Below are 15,543 nucleotides of genomic sequence, written 5' to 3'. Positions count from 1 at the left end.
GCAAAACCTTGGGGTTGCCCGGCTGGTTGCTTGGCTTGAGCGGGCTGGTAGGGTTGTTGTTGCTCTGGTGGCTGGGAGTGAAAGTGTTTGGCAGTGCGGACGGTTTGTCTGCGCGGTTTTCGCTGTCGGCGACCCTCGCCAGCCTGTGGGAATTGCTCGGGCGCAGTGAGCTGTACCTGAACATTGCCGTGAGCCTCAAGCGGATCTTCGTCGGGCTGTTCCTGGCATTGCTGATTGGCGTGCCGTTGGGCTTGCTGGTGGGCAGTTCGCGCAAGCTGGAGGCGGCGACCACGCCGGCTTTCCAGTTTTTGCGGATGATCTCGCCGCTGTCTTGGATGCCCATCGTGGTGATGTTGATGGGCGTGGGCGACCAGCCGATCTACTTCCTGCTGGCGTTCGCAGCAGTCTGGCCGATTTTGCTGAATACCGCGGCGGGTGTGCGCCAGCTTGATCCGCGCTGGTTGCAACTGAGCAAGAGCTTGAGCGCCACACGCTGGGAAACCTTGCGCCGGGTGATTATTCCCGGGGTGATGGGGCACGTGCTGACCGGCGTGCGCCTGGCCATCGGGATCCTGTGGATTGTGCTGGTGCCGTGCGAGATGCTCGGGGTCAGCGCGGGGCTGGGTTATTACATCCTCGACACCCGCGATCGGCTGGCCTATTCCGAGCTGATGGCGATGGTGCTGCTGATCGGCCTGTTGGGGTTTGCCCTGGATGCGTTTGCGCGGTGGCTGCATCAGCGTTGGGTGCATGGAGGGTAACAACCTCATGCAAAGGCTCGGAGGCTTTCCGGGCCTTTGCGATTGGCTCAGGGTTTCACATAGATGTGCAGGTCGCCGGGAAGGTCGCCGGGCTGTAACGGTTTGTTCGGGTCTGGCACATGGGTATGTGCTTTAAGCCCGATGCTGTGGTAAGGCATGTTCTTGTTGTCAAACACCCCGATACCGATGCTTTCCGTGAGCTCCGCCAAGCCGGGAACACCTTCGGAGGTGTTCATGTGCGCGTGCCCCACCAATGCGACCCACTTTTCGGTGCCTGAGTTCGCCTGGATAGTTTCAGCAGCGTAGTAGTTGAACTCCTTGAGTCGCTTCTCGGAGTTGATCCCGGTCTGGGTGCGATCACGGGATTTATCGTATTTGTGTCGCGTCAGATAGTAATGATCGAGGGGCAGGAGTTCTATTCCATTGGCCTCAAGTTTGTTCTTGAGTTGCTCAAGTGACGGATGTGTGCGACGAGTCCCGCTGCTTCCGAGCATTCCGATTCCATCATCAATGGGGCCATGGAGCATGTCGATATACCCTTCCAAGTAGACTTTTTTGACACCTTGGTCCTTTAACGTACTGACGTTGTCGAACAGAACTTTAAAGCTGGCCATCTGCTTGTGAGATTCTCCAAATACCAGCCCGCTTGATGTTTTAAGTGCCTCCTTGATCAGGTCGCCTACCGCGAGTGGTATCGGCACTTCGGGTATAACAGGGCGAGGCGGTATGCCGTCGATATCGATAGCCTTATAGTAATCCTTCATTTCCTGCTGAAACTTGTCCATGGTTGCCTGGCGGGTATCTGTTTTGAAGTGGTCGGCTTCCAGTTTTCCTTTCATGGCTTCCGCATAAGTGCCTTCCGGTAATGGTTTCCTGACTTTACGCGGGGGGGGGATTACGTTTATCGGGTTGAATCGGTGAGCGCCCCGGCTCAGCGGCGCGTAAGGGTTCGGAGATGGAGGCATTAGCGTGTCACTGGATTCGAACGGTTGCAGGGGGCTGCCATACGGTTGCTGTTTCTGTGCATCGAGGGCGTACCATTTGCCGTTAACCTGCACAGCGCTCCCTTCGACAGTCTGCGTGCCCACCTTGAAGGTGCCGGTAGCGGCGGCTTCAAACCGGTCACCGGGGACAATAAGGGCTGTGTTATTGGTCGTGCCCTTTAGTGTTCTCATGCTCTGGCTGGCAGCGTTTGCTCCCTGGAGGCTGAGTTTTCCAGCGCCTATCGCCAAATCGCCAAGGCCGCTCAGCGGATTGAGTTCCGAGAGGGCGGCAGCCCCGAAAATCTTGCTGACCTTAAGCGCTTTGCTCACTGCGCCGCCGGCCGTACCCAGCGTCTTTCCGGCCTTCGCAACGGCGCCCACGCCTGCTGTGAGCAAGCCCAACGCATCAAATGCCAAGTCAGAGAACCCGTCTTTATAGTGGCCGTTACTTAAGTTGACGATGGCTGACCTGAGGGGAATAAGGTCGAGGAAAAAATTGCCGATGGTGCCAGCGACGGCCTCTCTATGCTCATCCGGGGTACTTCCGGCGGCCTGCTGTCTTATCGCATCGAGGTCGAGCCCCTCGACGATCGAATCCGCGAGGTATTCTGCCCGCAAATTCTTGAACAGGTTGGGATTAAACCCCTCGAGTGGGTTCTCCTGCTTTATATAATCGCGCTTGGAACCGAAGGTGGAGAACTCTTCTATTCGGGTGACTTCGTCGGCAATCTTTTGGTCCCCGCGCGTGATGATGGAGTTGCCGACTTTTCTGATGGTGCCTTTTTCAGTATCGAACTCGTAGGTGGACAGGTTTTCCTGGTTTTTTGTGGTGACGAGTATTTTTTTGCTGGTATGGAAGAGCGTTTCTCCAGCGAGTGGAACCCAGCTGACTCTGTAGGATTTTTCTTTGTAGAAGTTCAGCTTCCCCAGCCGCAAGTTGTTTTTGTCATCCGGTGGAAGGTTGGCCAGGGCATTCAAGATGGAATATTTTTTGACGGTTTTGTAGTCGCTTATGGTCTGGCTGATGGCGTTGTCAAAGGTGTCGGGGACTTTAAAGTGCGGCCCTTGGGTAAACGCCGCAAACGCATCAAGGTCGACGCCTTGCGATCCAGGCTTGAGCGCCCACTCGGATGCGTTTATTTTTTCGCCCTGCATGGTCAGGTCCAGCATGGAATAAGGACCACGAGTGGGGATCATCTTGTTGGCGGTTTTGTTGGGCTTGAGAAGCACCTTCTCTTCAAAGGGCACGCCTTTTCCGAATTTTTCCTTGAGCAAGTCCAGCGCTAGCTGCTGGCGGGTGGGCAGCGGGGCGTCAAGCAGGCTGGAGGCGTGTTTGAGTTTTTCCAACTGATGATTGAAGGCATCCATCGCGGTATCGATGTCCGCTTTTTCGTGAAGCGCATCGTCTTTCGCCTCAAGCACACCGTTGACAATGGCCCAATCCAACAGAGCGGCTGTCTTGGCCGACTCGGGAGCGGCGCGGCTGGCGTCGGCGGTAATCATTACTTCGGCAAAGCTCATGTTCGCCACCCTGCCGGGAGACTCGGCTTCGATGGCCGCCGCCGCGATGCACAGGTTGGCCCAAGCCTGGCTGCCGTACACCACGCTGTCGGGAATATCCTTGATCAAAAATTGTGGCGCTGTCCGCATCAGCAGCAGGTGGGCGCCAAGCGTGGCGTAAGGGGATGACGCTTTGCCGGTGTCGCTCAGGTGCTGGCGCAGGCCGGCGACAATCGACGAGACGGGTTTGCCCCAATGCTGTTTTTGTGTCAGGTCAAAACCGGCTACTTGATTGCGATGAGGTTGGGCTATGGACTCCTGATCCAGGTCCAGGTTGATGGCTGCGAGTACGTAATCACTCACACTGCTATCGGTCGAAATGCCCTCCAGCTTGATCTGCAAGGCCTCTCCCAATGCCTGGCCACGGTGGGAGCCGATAAGGGCTTCCAGTGATTTGACCGGGTCGATCGAGGCGTCGTTGGGGAGCGGCAGGTTACTGTTCAGAAACTCCAGCAGCCCTCCCTGCCGGCTGACTTGCGCAGAACCCGGAGCGTTATCGGCATGTTCTATGGCGGCTGCCAGCAACGCGTTCTGCTGACTCGTGCTCAGGGGCAGGGGCCAAGACAAGCCACCGCCCAGGTTTCCCCATGGATGAGGTTGTGAGCGTGCCGGCGTCTGCCAGTTTTTTCGGTCGCCCAGGGTGGTTTTCAGTGCTCTCGGGGCATCAGGATTCGGTGGCTCAGCCGCAGGATCCTCATGGTCCGTTGCGCTTTGTAATATTTCATCGGGGTATGACGGGATAACGGGGAGTGGTATCGGAGGAGGGGGAGGTGGCGGATAGATAGTGGAGGAAAGAACGGAGTTACTGACTATTGAGGTCATCGTGAACACCTTCAGGCACGCTCATTCAGGAATGCGCCTTTCAGGAAAACCTCCCTGCTTCCTGGACGCTCTTCCTGAGTGTCGGAAACAGGGGTGGCGGCTCCGCCTGGACAGTGTTCAAGTTGTCAGAAAATGTACGAATGACGATCAGCGATGGTAATACCCTGGTCCGCCGTCGTAGTAGCGATGGTCATGCCAACCGCCACCGCCGTGGGGGAAAATAATGCAGCCGCTCATGCTCAACATGATCAACAAGGGAATCAGCAGTGTGATTCGACGAAGCATTTCAAAATCCTCTAGGGTACTCACAGGTTCAATCAGGCGTTGGGCAAGCCAAAGTTTTTCATCGCCTGTAACATGAGACCCCGCCGACCCCATTCCATCCCCGCCAATGGGTATGTGCTTGGTGTGGCAGTCGATACAAAGTGGATACAATTTTTTTAGCTTCAGGACCCCGTCATGACCCAAAAGCAACGTTTGAAATACTCGATTCTGATTTCCCTGCTGGTGCTGGGGACGATGTTTGGCCTGTCCTACTTGCAGAACAATGGCGTCATCAGCGAAAAAACGTTCCAGTACATCGCCATTGCCGTAGCGGTGACGGTGGTGGTGATCAACGGCGTGATGCGCCGCAAGGTCAAACCCAACCTTTGAGTCAGGCCCGGCTTTCCAGGACTTTGGCAGCCTGCTCGTGCAGGCTGTAGCTTTTGTCGGTGTTGAGGGTGATCACGCCCTCGGCGCACAGGCGCTTGAGCACCTCGCGTACGCTGAGAAACGACAGCGGGATGCCCAGCTCCAGCAAGTGGCTGTGCACGCCGCGCACGCCGAGGGTGCGCTGGTTATCGGCCGCAGTCAGCAGCGCGTCGATGACCTTCAGCCGAATCAGGCTGGTGCGCAGGCCGAAACACTTGAGCAAATGACGAATGCGCTGGTTGCCATGCTCCGGCGCCTTGCCGAACGCCTGGTTGCCGGTGCTGAAACCTCCGTCATGCATGGATGAGTGTCCTTCCGTGGGCGGTTGCGGGTTGTACATGCAAAAACTCCTTATCAGAGCCTGATCAGGAAAATGATGGCGCTCTTAGTTAATAAGACGTACGAGCAGCCGAAATCATGAAGCGCGGGATGTAGAAATTTTGTCGGTAACATCCTGGAGACACACCGACATGTCCGAATAAACATCTGCGGCTGCTAAATTATTCCCGGTTTTTACGTCTTAACTGAGGTGTTGGCGAAGCTGTCCCTCGTCACGGTGTTTAATTTGGCTGTGGAGTCTGCGTGATTATTTCCAACGGGTTGTTCAGGGTGTGCGTGGCTGGGGCGTTGCTGGGGCTGAGTGTTTCGGCCACGGCGCGGGTGCAGGAGCAACAGACCACCGCGGAGATTCGGCGTACCAGCTTTGGTGTCCCGCATATCCGGGCCAACGATGAGCGTGGGCTGGGTTATGGCATTGGTTACGCCTATGCCCAGGACAATCTGTGCCTGTTGGCCAATGAGGTGGTGACCGTCAACGGCGAGCGCGCCAAGTACTTTGGCCCCGAACAGGCAACCCAGGAAGGGCGCAATAACCTGACCAACGACGTGTTCTTCACGTGGCTGAACACACCCGAGGCCGTTGCGGCATTCTGGAAGGCGCAACCCCCGGCGATGCAGCAGCGCATTGAAGGGTATGTTGCCGGCTACAACCGTTACCTCAAGGAGCGGACCGCCCAAGGCTTGCCGGCGCAGTGCCAGGCGGCCTGGGTACGGCCGATCACGGCAGAAGACCTGGTCAAGGTGACTCGCCGGCTGCTGGTGGAAGGTGGCGTCGGGCAGTTTGCCGAAGCGGTGGTGGGCGCCACGCCGCCCAATGCCGTGGCTCAGGTGGATGCCAAGGCATTTGAGGTCGCAGCCGCCAATCAGCAACGTTTTGCCCTGGATCGCGGCAGCAACGCCGTCGCCGTCGGCCGCGACCGTTCGTTCAACGGCCGCGGCATGTTGCTGGCCAACCCGCATTTTCCGTGGATTGGCGGCATGCGTTTCTACGAGATGCACCTGACCATTCCCGGCCAGCTGGATGTAATGGGCGCCGCCTTGCCGGGCCTGCCGGTGATCAACATCGGCTTCAACCAGCACGTGGCCTGGACGCACACCGTTGATACGTCCAAGCACTTCACCCTGTACCGCCTGACCCTGGACCCGAAAGACCCGACCCGCTACCTGCTGGACGGCAAATCCCTGCCCATGGAAAAAACCAGCATCAACGTGCAGGTCAAAGCCGCCGACGGCAGCACCAAGGAACAGTCCCGCACGGTCTACAGCTCGCAGTTCGGCCCGGTGGTGCAATGGCCCGGCAAGCTGGACTGGGACAACAAATATGCCTTCAGCCTGCGGGACGCCAACCTGGGCAACGACCGCGTTCTGCAACAGTGGTACGCGATGAACCGCGCCGCCAACCTCAAGGAGCTGCAAGACTCGGTGCACACCCTGCAAGGTATCCCGTGGGTCAACACTCTGGCGGCGGACGATCAGGGACAGAGCCTGTACATGAACCTGTCGGTGGTACCGAACGTCAGCGCGAAAAAACTCGCGCAGTGCAGCGACCCCCGGGTTGGCCTGCAATTCATCATGCTCGACGGCTCCCGCAGCGCCTGCGCCTGGGACGTGGACCCGCGTGCCGCCCAGGCCGGGATCTTCCCGGCCGATCAACTGCCGCAACTGCAGCGCACCGACTACGTGCAGCACTCCAATGACTCGGCGTGGATGGCCAACCCCAAGGCGCCGCTGACCGGATTCTCGCCGGTGATCAGCCAGGAGAAAATCGGCCTGGGCCCACGTGCCCGTTTCGCCTTGCAGCGCTTGCAGGAACTCGACAAGCAGCCGATCAAGGCCGCCGACTTGCAGAACATGGTCATGGACAACCAGGTGTATCTCGCCAGCCAAGTCATGCCGGACCTGCTCAAATACTGCGCGGGTGCCGACGCCGCCGTGAAATCCGTGTGCGACAGCCTCAAAAACTGGGACCAACGCGCCAACCTCGACAGCGGCCTGGGCCTGGTGCACTTCATCAACCTGGCGGAGCAACTGGCGCAAGCGCCCGACGCATGGAAGGTGGGTTTCAACCCGGCACAACCATTGACCACGCCGCGTGGATTGGCGATTGAACGCGCAGGCGTGGCCAAGGCACTGCATGAAGCGATGCTCGCCTCAGCCGCCGACGTAGCCAAACGCGGGCTGACCGCCGACAGCCGCTGGGGTGACATCCAGGTCTCGGGCCAAACCCCGATCCATGGCGGACCGCAAGAGCTCGGCGTGTACAACGCCATGCAAAGCGTGCCAAGGGCTGACGGGAAGCGCGAAGTCGTCAGTGGCAGCAGCTACTTGCAGATCGTGACCTTCGACGAGAAGGGCCCCAATGCCGAAGGCGTGCTGGCGTTCTCCCTGTCCAGCGACCCGGCGTCGAAATACTACAAGGACCAGACCCAAGCGTTTTCCGAGAAAAAACTCAGCCCGCTGCCGTTTACCGAACAGCAGATCAAGGCAGACCCGCAGTACCAATTGCAGGTTATCCGTGACAAGGAAGAAGCCGGGCGGTAGGGTAGCCCACCGGGAAACGATGCCCCTTGAGAGAATATTTTTTGAAATCAAGGGGTTGCAAGCCCTGGCAAATGAGTACATAATTGCGCCCATCGAACGCACTGAAGCATTAAAAACTTCAATGTTTTCAATGAGGTAGAGTAGAGGCAAGCTTCACATAGCCCACTCAAGTTTGTATGCGGTGAATGTCGGTTGTAAGGCATTGATCGTTTGAGGCCGAGTAGCAAAATGGTTATGCAGCGGATTGCAAATCCGCCTACGCCGGTTCGATTCCGACCTCGGCCTCCACTCTTAGAAACCCCGTAGATTAGCGTCTACGGGGTTTTTTTATTGGCTGCGGGAAAAGGGGGGCGTACCAAAACTTTTGGGTAGCCGTACCAAAACCTCTCTATTTTGTTGGGTTGGCAATAGCACCGACGCGGACGTAAATCTTCTTCGTAATCTCCTGCGTTGAGTGTCCAAGGAGCCGGCTGGCATCGTCCAGGTCGAGGATTTCAGAGGCAGCCTTCGGTCGGATGTCTCTGAACTGAAATCCGGCGATTTTGTGGACGAAGGCCTGGTCACCATTGGCTACGGCTTCCGCTACCGCTTTCGACCTCGCGTCATCCCACCTCTGGCATAGCATCCGCTCGGATAGATGCGTTTCATCCTGCCTCCGCGATGGGTTGGCGGAACACTGGAAGGGCGCAGGCCTGTTCGCGGAAAGCCTTCATGCCTTCCACGTCGTAACCCCAGATGTTGCTGTCGCCGAACCGCTCAGGCCCGAGGTAACCAGGGTGCATTGGCTCCCCGATACGGATGTAATCCCGGAACCCTTCAACGAGTGACCGAAGCGTGCTGCCATGGCTGAAGCCTCGCCACCGGCCACCCCAGGTTGTTTTGTGCGTGAAGATCCGCCGCGCGCTGTAGCCGTCGATGAACCAGACCTTGCCGCGCTGATCCACTTCCATGCTGGCGTAGCGATCCGCGACCTGGTTGAAGAAGCGCCGGCCGTGGGCCCCGATGATACCGATCACTGGTTGACCTGCTCGGTACGCTGCTGCTTCAGGGTGAGTTTGTTCTCTGTATGCATGAGGAGTCCTTGCCGGGCCATGCCCGGGCGGTGGAGAGTGTTGAGAGATCAGCTACAGTTGAATGGTCATTCACAAGGAGTGCAGAAAATGGCATGTCGAATTTGTAATGAGCCGGCAAAAGACATTGCTCCACTTGGCGACTATCAGGATTGGAACTGCGGCGAATGTGGCAGATATCGGATATCTGGAACACTTCTGGCTGAGCTGGATGCAAACCGACAGAGCCTTGATGTGAAGGCGACAAGGATTTGGATTGCAACCAATCGGGCAACAGGTGACGTACCAAACCTTTCAACGTTCGCAGCAAAACAACACAACCTGATAAGGGGTTAGGCAGCGCGTGCTTGGCGTTCTTCGGAGCGCCAGGGGTCGTTGGCTCGAGCCAGGGCAGCCGTGGGCGGCGGGCTGACGCTGTTGCCGCACATGTGCACCTGCTGGGTTTTGGTGAACGGCTTGCCGTCGGCACCGTGGCTGATGATGTAATCGGCCGGGAAGCCCTGGGCCTTGTACAGCTCGGACGGCTTCAGCATCCGTAGGTAGATGTCGACGATTACGTAGGGGTTCCCTTGACCATCACGGTGACCATTGCAAGGCGGTCCTTGGTGGTGATCGTCGGCGCGGGCGAGTCGCAAGCACTGATGTTCTCCGTGCCGTGGTAGCTGATCAGGAAGGCGGCAACGCGCAGGGCGCCAGCCTCATGCTCTGGCGACAACGTGAACGGCACCAGGGAGCTCTTACCGTCACCACCGGCGGTAATGGTCGGCGCTGGCCCCTCCTGGCCCTGTCCAAGACTGCCGCCGAATGCCCGCTCCATGAATGCGCTGGCCAATCCGTGGTGCAGGCCGCCGGCGCTGATGGTGTGCAGCGGATCATTTACGTCCCGGGCATCGCAGTTGCCGCGCAAGTGCACCATGTTCGCCGCCACCAGCTGTTGCTGGCTGCCGGTGTTGGTCACCGTGGTCATCGGGTCTTCGATGCTCTTAGCGTCGGTGGTGTTGAAGCCGCCATTCATTTGCGCCATGAACACCGTGGATATGCCCATGGCGTGAGCGGCACCGGCCGGGCGCTGATAGTTGCCGCCGCTGGTGATGGTCGGCAGTGGCTCATCCAGCGCCTTGCCCGCGTCGTTGAATCGAAACTTCACCAGGTGTGCTGATGCGATCGCGCGGTGGCTGCGCGTCATGAGCATGCCTACCGGTTTATCCACTGCTACCGGGTGTCCGGCATAGATCGGACCGCCGGCCCCGACCATCAACGGTCTGATCATTGTCAGCTCTCCGCGATTAGCACATCACAGTGGGCAGCGGCTCAAGCGGATCATTGATGCGGTCGCTGCCCTGGTGTGTTGCCGGGGCAATGATCGGGCTGACCACCGAGATGGCGCCGCCCTTCGAGTAGGAGGTGACGGTGCGCAGCGGCTCATCGGCTGACTGCACTGCCTCGCCGGACCAGTTGGCAATCGGCACAATGAACGGCGCCGCGCTGTCGATGACGAACTTCTTCATGCCCTTGGCAGCGCGGCGCAGGGTGGCCGGGGTCAGGTCTTTCTTGCGGCCGAATATGCTTTTGCCCAGGTCAGTGAAGTCGATGCAGTCGGCGGCGGTCTTTCACTTCTGCTGGCCCTTAGTGGGGTTCTTGGCGTGGGTTGGTTCCGGCCACACGATTGACTGACCGTCGCACCGGGCAATCATGAGCAGGCGTTCCCGGCCGGTCGGCGCGCCGAAGTCGCAGGCCTTGATGACTTTCCACTCCACGACGTAGCCCATGCCTTCCAGCAGGGCCACGAAACGGCGCCAGGTCCGGCCACGCTGCTTTGGGTCGGGGATCAGGAATTGTTGGCCCACTGGTACAACCTCAACAGGTGCGGCAATGTCGCCGCCGAGTTTCACTACCCGGCGGGTGGCCTTGTCGCGCTTGGCGATCAGCCGGCCCCAACTGAAGGATCTGCTTTACGTTCTCCTGGCTGATTACCCGGGGCCGCTTGATGCCTGCCCACTTGAGGCCGATCCACGACAGATTGCGGATCTCGCGCTTGCGCGGCTGGCCGCCGGCCTCCTGGCTGTGGTGCGTGCAGTCCGGTGACATGTGGACCAGCCGACGGCCTTACCGCCGCATTCAGTGTCCGGATCACCCTCGAACACGTCGGTGGTGAAGTGCTGGGCGACTGGGTGGTTCATGGTGTGCATGCTGATCGCTTGCGGACTGTGGTTCTTCGCCAGGTTCACCGCGCGGCCCAGACCAATCTCCAGGCCGGCACCACCGCCACAGTCGACAACGATCTCATCGTCCTGTGGGTTGAAGCCGAGTCCGTATTGGGTTTTGAAATCGAAGGGGTTTCTCCTGTTGTGCGGACATGGATAATCCTTACCGCAAATAGCGGTTTATCGGAGAGGCTGAAAATGGAAATGCTTTACAGAGGAGTGGATTGCCGCACCGATGAAGAGAGCGGCGGGAAGATCCGAGCCAAGGGAGATGCTGAGCAACTCATTTTTTTTGCCGGTGATTCAACAGTGATGGCGGGGAATGAGCTCAATACAACTGATGCTTCAAGCCGCAATGCGATGCACGGTCACAATATATGCAGTGACCAGTACACAACCACCTATGTTTCCTTCACCACGGATCGGCCAACAGCGGAAAAATTGGCAACCAATTCAGGGGGTACGGATGGGTACATCTACGTAATCAGTGCCAAGGCGCTAAGTGAGTTGGGGATTGCCTACTCTTCTCAGGAGGCACAGGTGAACAGTCACGAGTTCGAGGTGTTGGTAAATTTGGCAGGGTTTGATTCGCTCCCACAACCTGCGATCATCGAAAAGATATCGATAACAGTGTGAAATAAACACGTAGTTAGGTGTCAATCTTGCCAGTGTTGGGGTATTACGGGTAACCGGCATGGAGCCGGATCAAGGAGCAAAAAAATGAAGGTAGTTATTGAAAGGCACGATGGCACCAAGTACACCTACGAAGACATCGAGCAGATTCAGAACCCAGATAAGTATCAGACGATCTTGATCAAAGACGGTCAGCGGGTTGCGATAGAGCAAACCAACGACATCAAAAGTCTGCACACCATCAATCCAGACTGATTAAATCTGCTTTCTCAAAAGCGTTTTGTGCATCGGGCACGTGCGGGTCATGCCGCCTAGCGCTGGCCCAGCACCTGCTGGCGCGCCGCTTCAAATTCGCTGCCGAGTATCTCGGTGCCGCCTTCAATCTGCTCGACTCCATCATCAAGCCGAATGCCTAAGTTCAAATAAACCGCGCCGCCCAGTTGGAAGAACACACCGCCGCACATCCACAGTGCAGCTGGGTTCAGACCGATCGCCTCCCTGGCCGCGGCCATGTCGATGCTGGCAGGGCAATGCTCGTTCCACAGAGCCGACAGGGGCTCATGCTCGGCGACCTATGCGGCGCGCGATTCTTTCGGCTTCCCTTTGGCATGCTTTGCGCTCGAGCGAAGTGCCCGGTAGCCGTCCTGATCGGGGCGGCACCAGTGCACGTCCATTTCGCTGCTATCACTGAGCTTCACGCCACCGACATAGCTTCGATTGCCTGACCGCATCGGCGAGGCCGCGCCACCTAACACTTGGTCAAGCTTGGCGCTGGGCATCCCACTCTTTGCGCTTGGTTTCCCAGGCGTTTACCGCGGCAACCACGGCGGGGGCGGTGGTCTTGTACATGTAGCTGCTCATGGATTATCTCCAGTCAAGTGCCGCCCTCCGGTGGCCGGTGGTGGCAATTTGGTTTTGGTGGGCTATAACTTGTGAGCTGGCATTGGGCTAGCAGAAGCACGTGAGGTGTCTATGCGAGCAAGGACTTGGATAGGTTGGTCCGTCGCCTTGATTTTTTCTGGACCAGCTATGGCGGATCCGGTTGTAACAGTCAAATACAATGAGCGCTGCGGGTTCGCCTCTACCGGCCAAATCGCTCATCTGATAAACAGCGATGCCAAACGGGCATATAAGGTCGTTGTAAAAGAGATCTTCAACCCATGGGGCGGGGCAAAGCCAACAGAAACCTTAAAATCCTTCACTCTTCAACCTACAGAGGATCTTTCCTTGCAGTGCAGCTACGGCGACGACCACTATCCATACAAAATGAGATGGGTAGTCGTAAGCGAAACCCCACGCTGAGTATCGTGCTTATTTAGGTAGGCACCATTCTCCGGGGTAATGGCAGTTTTGTGTTGGCGACGGTATTACGGGTGACCGGCATGGAGCCGGATCAAGGAGCAACATGAAACTCTTTTTAAGTCACAACTCGAAAGATAAACCTACAGTCAGGCATGTAGCTTCTTACTTGGAGCAAAGAGGATATGAGGTGTGGCTGGATGAGTGGGAGATGACGCCGGGCGATTCACTCATCTCTAAAATTTCTGAGGGTGTTGAAGGTGCTGACAAGCTTTTAGTGTTCCTGTCGCCAACTTCAGTTGAGTCTGAGTGGGTTAAAAAGGAAGTTAATGGCGGCCTGATAATGGAGGTTGCCGAGGAGAAAGGCCTAGGTAGTAAGTTTGTGATACCGGTTTTGATTGAGGCTTGTAAGGTTCCATTCATGCTGCGCGAAAAACTTTACTCCAATTTCACAAATAAATCTTTTGAAGATGCTTGCGAGGAATTGGTTTCAGGTATCGAAGGTAAGGCTATAAAAGCCAAGCTTCAGCCCTATTCGAATGCAGTGATCAACTCGTATGATTTAGGGCAGCGCGGAGATGGAAAGTTTGTCTTGGTTGTTGAAGTGACTAGCAATCTTTCACCTATAAATGGATTGACGGTTGAGATTCAAACAAATGGGTTTTTGCATACTTCAGAGCGTATAGGAGCATCTGGCGATATAAACCCTACTGGCGTGATAGCGACTAGCTTTTCGAATACTAGCACTCACTCTGATAATGGATATTTCTTTAGGAAATTTACGGGGCCTGAAATAAAAAAAGGGATTAGTTATTTTGTTGAGTTTATATCCGAACAGCCCGTAGTAATAAAATCTCTTGGGTATGCCGATGGATACGGCAAGGAAGTCTGATAGGTGGTGTGTTTACCTGAGGCGTGTGTTGCTTCCTAGTGCTAGGCAGCAACACCAACGGTTACCGGATGCGGCGAGTTAGATGGGTTATGCTGGGCTTTGAGAGTTAATCTTTATGGGCACGATTTTCAGATAAAATATTTCCCTGGGATTTTATTAAGGAACGCGTATTGGACATGGATTTAGAGTTTCTTTCTCAACATCAAAAAATCATCGAAGGTTGCGAAGGCCGAATAAAATGGTCCGCAATGAACGCAGTGTTCCACCTTAAAAAAGCGAAAGAGATATCTGAAATTGATCCGCTTATGGCAGCATTTCGATCGGTATGCGCGGAGGAAGAGGCTGCCACCGCGCTAATCGCGTCCCTACAAGAGCAAAATTACCTTGGTAGTGAAAAGATAAACTTCCGAAGTCATAACGATAAGCACACAGTTATTGTGTTTATTCAGGCGGTTATATTGTGGCTCGAAAAACTGAAAACGCAAATTGGCCCTGCAATCGGAAGGCATAGGCTTTTTACTGATGAGGTAAACGGGCGTCTTGCCATCCGTATCGGGTTTCAGTTGGGCGATACCAAAAATCAAATAGTTCCTAATCCACCGTTACACCTCATCACGCAAGGTGATAAAACTTTGGCAGATGTATTTGAGAAGGAAGTTAATGCGGTTTTAGGCAAGAAAAAGCTTAGCCAGGTTAAACGTGCGATCTCGAGTCGTGCGAACTTTCGAAACAAGCTTTTATATGCTACGCCGCAAGGTCCATACCGGCATAAGGGGGATATCAGTCAGTGGGTAATGAACCAAGCCGGGATTGTGAATTCGTTATTAATCGCACTCGCACTTGTAGACCCATGGCGGAAACCGGAGTTTCCGCATTCTGGAATCGTGATTGCATTGATTGATGTATTCTTGAAGTTGGTGTCTAGGCTTGAAAAGAGTAGCTGAATTGACTTTCGTCAGACATCGATTGCGATAAACGGGTGAACTATTCTTCTTCGGCGTCGAGCCGCAATGCCTGACGCTGGCCGCGAACGTAGAGCTCTGCCGCCACGTTTTCGTTAACTTCGATTTTGTGGCGCGAATGAAGCGTTTCGGCTGCACCGGCCGGGCCGACGGGGCGCACATAGCGCGGGCATTCTGCGATCACCAATGCCTGCTCCGTGTCTTCAGTCCGGGCTATCAGGTCGGCAAGCATCTGTTTTTCGCCAGCTCGAACCCGGCGCCGAAGTTCTTACTCGCCAACCTCCTTGCAGATCGCTGCTGATGGCTCAGCCGAGCTGGATTGGCATGAGATCTTTGCGGTAGCAACGCTACCGAATGACCGGATTTGTGACCTTGTAACTGCGCTGAAAGCGTCTGGGCGCAGCCCCGGGGATAGACGGGGCTGATTTGATCAGCCCCAATACTGCGTTAGTGCGGTTTCAAACAATCCAGCGCCTGATCCGCCAAGGTTCTGGCCATGTCGATCAAGTGCACGGTGGAACGCGCCATGTCGCGGTTGTCTCCAGGTGATCCCTGCACAGAACCCTCAGCCGTTGCGGCTGCACAGCGCAGCAATTCAGAGATTTGAGCGATTGCGTCTTCAAAGCTGACGTCTGGGTGAACGGTAAATATTGGGTGGGAGGCGGGATCGGGTCGGAGGTAGTGACTCAAGGCGCGATCAAAGGCTTCGCGGTCTTGGGTGGTACGAGGTGGATCTGGAACGATCTTGTCCATGCATAAGCTCCTACTGGTGGTGAGCCATCCT

Annotated in this window: 14 protein-coding genes, 1 tRNA gene and 1 pseudogene; 8 read left to right on the top strand and 8 right to left on the bottom strand. The window is 56.3% G+C overall.

Features of this window, described 5'->3' with window-relative positions:
- The first annotated feature begins 8 nt into the window (after positions 1-8).
- The gene (locus SNL23_RS30975) at positions 9-761 is read left to right on the top strand and encodes an ABC transporter permease (RefSeq protein WP_318304736.1); all 753 of its coding nucleotides are present in this window, start codon (positions 9-11) and stop codon (positions 759-761) included.
- A gap of 47 nt (positions 762-808) precedes the next feature.
- Here the strand turns inward: SNL23_RS30975 and SNL23_RS30970 are convergent, their stop codons facing one another.
- Both SNL23_RS30970 and SNL23_RS30965 read right to left on the bottom strand, forming a co-directional pair.
- Positions 809-4,126, bottom strand: coding sequence for a membrane-targeted effector domain-containing toxin (locus tag SNL23_RS30970; RefSeq protein WP_318304686.1), 3,318 nt, complete (start codon positions 4,124-4,126; stop codon positions 809-811).
- A 147-nt stretch (positions 4,127-4,273) separates the two neighbouring features.
- The gene (locus SNL23_RS30965) at positions 4,274-4,411 is read right to left on the bottom strand and encodes a hypothetical protein (RefSeq protein ID WP_010171564.1); all 138 of its coding nucleotides are present in this window, start codon (positions 4,409-4,411) and stop codon (positions 4,274-4,276) included.
- Positions 4,412-4,585: 174 nt separating this feature from the next.
- On the opposite strand from SNL23_RS30965, the gene SNL23_RS30960 reads away from it, so the two are divergent.
- Positions 4,586-4,780 (top strand): hypothetical protein, encoded by a 195-nt coding sequence (locus SNL23_RS30960; protein WP_003207574.1) that lies wholly within the window; start codon positions 4,586-4,588, stop codon positions 4,778-4,780.
- A gap of 1 nt (position 4,781) precedes the next feature.
- Here SNL23_RS30960 and SNL23_RS30955 read toward each other — a convergent pair whose 3' ends face one another.
- Positions 4,782-5,159 carry a fe2+ zn2+ uptake regulation protein gene (locus SNL23_RS30955; protein WP_076013904.1) on the bottom strand — a complete coding sequence of 126 codons (378 nt, stop codon included), beginning with the start codon at positions 5,157-5,159 and terminating at the stop codon, positions 4,782-4,784.
- Positions 5,160-5,401: 242 nt separating this feature from the next.
- On the opposite strand from SNL23_RS30955, the gene pvdQ reads away from it, so the two are divergent.
- Together pvdQ and SNL23_RS30945 are read left to right on the top strand one after the other, a co-directional pair.
- On the top strand, positions 5,402-7,699 hold the full coding sequence (pvdQ, locus tag SNL23_RS30950) for a bifunctional acylase PvdQ (protein WP_318304684.1): 2,298 nt from the start codon (positions 5,402-5,404) through the stop codon (positions 7,697-7,699).
- A gap of 214 nt (positions 7,700-7,913) precedes the next feature.
- A tRNA-Cys gene (locus SNL23_RS30945) sits at positions 7,914-7,987 on the top strand.
- Positions 7,988-8,343: 356 nt separating this feature from the next.
- Here SNL23_RS30945 and SNL23_RS30940 read toward each other — a convergent pair.
- Entirely contained in the window at positions 8,344-8,715 is a 372-nt protein-coding gene (locus SNL23_RS30940; RefSeq protein WP_318304683.1) for a hypothetical protein, read from the bottom strand.
- A gap of 386 nt (positions 8,716-9,101) precedes the next feature.
- A pseudogene (locus SNL23_RS30935) lies at positions 9,102-11,127 on the bottom strand (DNA cytosine methyltransferase).
- A 44-nt stretch (positions 11,128-11,171) separates the two neighbouring features.
- Here SNL23_RS30935 and SNL23_RS31440 point away from each other — a divergent pair.
- Positions 11,172-11,609: a hypothetical protein gene (locus SNL23_RS31440; protein ID WP_336417750.1), complete on the top strand. Its 438-nt coding sequence runs from the start codon at positions 11,172-11,174 to the stop codon at positions 11,607-11,609.
- A gap of 84 nt (positions 11,610-11,693) precedes the next feature.
- Positions 11,694-11,861: a hypothetical protein gene (locus tag SNL23_RS30930; RefSeq protein WP_318304682.1), complete on the top strand. Its 168-nt coding sequence runs from the start codon at positions 11,694-11,696 to the stop codon at positions 11,859-11,861.
- Positions 11,862-11,917: 56 nt separating this feature from the next.
- Here SNL23_RS30930 and SNL23_RS30925 read toward each other — a convergent pair whose 3' ends face one another.
- A complete protein-coding gene (locus tag SNL23_RS30925) occupies positions 11,918-12,118 on the bottom strand; it encodes a hypothetical protein (RefSeq protein WP_318304680.1) in 201 nt (66 codons plus the stop codon).
- 893 nt (positions 12,119-13,011) lie between these two features.
- On the opposite strand from SNL23_RS30925, the gene SNL23_RS30920 reads away from it, so the two are divergent.
- Positions 13,012-13,797 (top strand): toll/interleukin-1 receptor domain-containing protein, encoded by a 786-nt coding sequence (locus SNL23_RS30920; protein ID WP_318304678.1) that lies wholly within the window; start codon positions 13,012-13,014, stop codon positions 13,795-13,797.
- Positions 13,798-13,973: 176 nt separating this feature from the next.
- Entirely contained in the window at positions 13,974-14,741 is a 768-nt protein-coding gene (locus tag SNL23_RS30915) for a hypothetical protein (protein WP_318304677.1), read from the top strand.
- A gap of 40 nt (positions 14,742-14,781) precedes the next feature.
- Here the strand turns inward: SNL23_RS30915 and SNL23_RS30910 are convergent, their stop codons facing one another.
- Entirely contained in the window at positions 14,782-14,991 is a 210-nt protein-coding gene (locus SNL23_RS30910) for a hypothetical protein (protein WP_318304676.1), read from the bottom strand.
- 215 nt (positions 14,992-15,206) lie between these two features.
- Complete coding sequence (locus tag SNL23_RS30905; RefSeq protein ID WP_318304675.1) at positions 15,207-15,512, bottom strand: DUF6124 family protein; 306 nt, start codon at positions 15,510-15,512, stop codon at positions 15,207-15,209.
- Between the last annotated feature and the right edge of the window lie 31 nt (positions 15,513-15,543).

Origin of the sequence: Pseudomonas sp. SED1 (assembly GCF_034044025.1) — a bacterium.
In the GTDB taxonomy this organism is placed as follows: Bacteria; Pseudomonadota; Gammaproteobacteria; order Pseudomonadales; family Pseudomonadaceae; genus Aquipseudomonas.
Note: the sequence above shows the minus strand (reverse complement) of the source record. Positions and strands in the feature narration are given on the sequence as shown.

What these genes read in the sequence shown, in the direction of transcription:
- SNL23_RS30970 (WP_318304686.1), bottom strand. Translation starts at nt 4,126, where the DNA reads ATGACCTCAATAGTCAGTAACTCCGTTCTTTCCTCCACTATCTATCCG.
- SNL23_RS30965 (WP_010171564.1), bottom strand. Translation starts at nt 4,411, where the DNA reads ATGCTTCGTCGAATCACACTGCTGATTCCCTTGTTGATCATGTTGAGC.
- SNL23_RS30960 (WP_003207574.1), top strand. Translation starts at nt 4,586, where the DNA reads ATGACCCAAAAGCAACGTTTGAAATACTCGATTCTGATTTCCCTGCTG.
- SNL23_RS30955 (WP_076013904.1), bottom strand. Translation starts at nt 5,159, where the DNA reads ATGTACAACCCGCAACCGCCCACGGAAGGACACTCATCCATGCATGAC.
- SNL23_RS31440 (WP_336417750.1), top strand. Translation starts at nt 11,172, where the DNA reads ATGGAAATGCTTTACAGAGGAGTGGATTGCCGCACCGATGAAGAGAGC.
- SNL23_RS30930 (WP_318304682.1), top strand. Translation starts at nt 11,694, where the DNA reads ATGAAGGTAGTTATTGAAAGGCACGATGGCACCAAGTACACCTACGAA.
- SNL23_RS30925 (WP_318304680.1), bottom strand. Translation starts at nt 12,118, where the DNA reads ATGGCCGCGGCCAGGGAGGCGATCGGTCTGAACCCAGCTGCACTGTGG.
- SNL23_RS30920 (WP_318304678.1), top strand. Translation starts at nt 13,012, where the DNA reads ATGAAACTCTTTTTAAGTCACAACTCGAAAGATAAACCTACAGTCAGG.
- SNL23_RS30915 (WP_318304677.1), top strand. Translation starts at nt 13,974, where the DNA reads ATGGATTTAGAGTTTCTTTCTCAACATCAAAAAATCATCGAAGGTTGC.
- SNL23_RS30910 (WP_318304676.1), bottom strand. Translation starts at nt 14,991, where the DNA reads ATGCTTGCCGACCTGATAGCCCGGACTGAAGACACGGAGCAGGCATTG.
- SNL23_RS30905 (WP_318304675.1), bottom strand. Translation starts at nt 15,512, where the DNA reads ATGGACAAGATCGTTCCAGATCCACCTCGTACCACCCAAGACCGCGAA.